The organism is Candidatus Zixiibacteriota bacterium, from assembly GCA_040752815.1.
GTDB lineage: Bacteria > Zixibacteria > MSB-5A5 > GN15 > FEB-12 > JAGGTI01.
The window spans coordinates 1-1,706 of the sequence record JBFMGC010000123.1; the positions used below are offsets into that span (position 1 = coordinate 1).

The 1,706-nt window shown below is 57.9% G+C and carries 1 protein-coding gene; it reads right to left on the reverse strand.

Features of this window, described 5'->3' with window-relative positions; all coding sequences use genetic code 11:
- Positions 1-1,692, reverse strand: a 1,692-nt coding sequence (locus tag AB1772_13450; GenBank protein ID MEW5797345.1) for a hypothetical protein, incomplete at its 3' end; no start/stop codon positions are given.
- Between the last annotated feature and the right edge of the window lie 14 nt (positions 1,693-1,706).

A 1,706-nucleotide genomic window follows, 5' to 3' on the forward strand; every position in this document is an offset into this window, starting at 1 on the left:
GTTCATGTTGTTGGCCACTTGCGTCTGGGTCGTGCCATCGACTACGGTATTGGCCCAGTTACCTACGCCGTCCAGAGCCCAAGCCTGCGTGTTGACCGGCGTCCCTTCGATACCGTCGTTCTGGGCATTGAGCGTACCGCGTTTGAAGTCTACGATACGGTAGACCGAATCGAGTTTGTAGATCTCGCTCAGTTGCGACGTCTGTAAATCTTTCGTGGCCGTCTTAAAATTCTCGCGGTTATAGGTGTACTCGAACCCGGCCAGGAGATTGGCCGAGGGGCCGACATGGCGCATCTTGACCAACCGGCCCAGGGCATCATGGCCTTCGTCGGCTGATCCGGCGTCATTGAGGAGAGTGAGCTTGGTGGCATTGCCCAGGATCTTTTCGATCATCCGGCCCCCGATGTAGTCATAATTGGCGATGGACTTGCCGCCGGAGGTAATGCTTTTAAGGCGGTTGAGCTTATCGAGCGTGTACTCGAGCTTGCGGCCGTTGGGATAGGTCAGATCCACGGGAGTACTCTCTTGCGTCCAATTGGCGCTGATCGCCTTGCCGTTCTGCTGCTCCTCGATCATGCGGCTGAAGGAATCGTATAACCGGCTGACCGTGCTGTCGTCCTCCAGATTGGCCGGATCATTATTGTCCGTGGCGCGGGTGATACGGGAGAGCCCGTCATACTCGAAGGTTTGCAGCGTGGTCCCTTTCACTCCATTGTCCGCCGCAGGCGTGATCATCCGCTGGACCAGGCGGCCGACGGCATCGAAAGAGCCGTCTATTACCGAGCCGTTGTTATCCGTGTAACGGATGAGGTTACTGTCCTTATCGAAGACCGAGACCGTGGCGGTGCCGTCGGCAAACGTGGTGGTCAGCCGGCGGTTTAAATTATCGTATTGGTAAGCGGTCATATTCCCTTTATCGTCCGCGACGGATACCAAACGACTGTTGGCATCCCATGTTTTCGTCTCAATAATCTTGCCGTCGGGATTGGTCGGGTTGGTGGTGTCCAGCGGACTGCCGCCCTGGCCGTCGGTGGTCAACTGACGCATGGTCCACAGCACCCGGCCCAGGCCGTCGTGCACCGTCTCCGAGACGTTGCCGTCCGCATTGATCTGCCCGGCAAAAAGGCCCAGCGGATCGGCAATGGCAGGCCCCTGGGCATCGGAACTGCGGATCAGCAAATTTCGACTGTCGTAATAAAACCGCCGGGTCTGGCCCAGCGTGTCCGTGGTACGAGAAAGTCGGTTCAAGCTATCGAACACATTGAGCGTTACGAAAGTCTGGGGCGCAATGCGGCCCGTAGGATGCTTTTCAATGACGGTCACTTTTACGGCATTGGAATTTTTATCGTAGACCGTCTGCACTTCATTCCCGTCGGGGTCTACGACCTTGATACTGCGGCTCAACCCGTCATAAAAAGTCCGGCTTTGCTCCAAGGCATTGGCCGGGCTGGCCTGCGTGACGAAAGTGACGCGGGAACTGCGATCATAATCGGTAAAGTTCGTGACGCGGCCGTCGCCGGGCGTAAGGTCTCCTTCGCTAAGCACTACCGGCCGGCTGGGCGCTACGCCGCTTGGCATAAACAGCTCGGCTTGGCGTTGATAGGCCCGCGATAGCTCATCGTAAGAGGCGTAGCTCCGGGCCAGCAGGACATTGCCCGTCGTGCTGTTGGATGTGCGGCTGGGACCGCCCACCGGTCCCCAGCTTT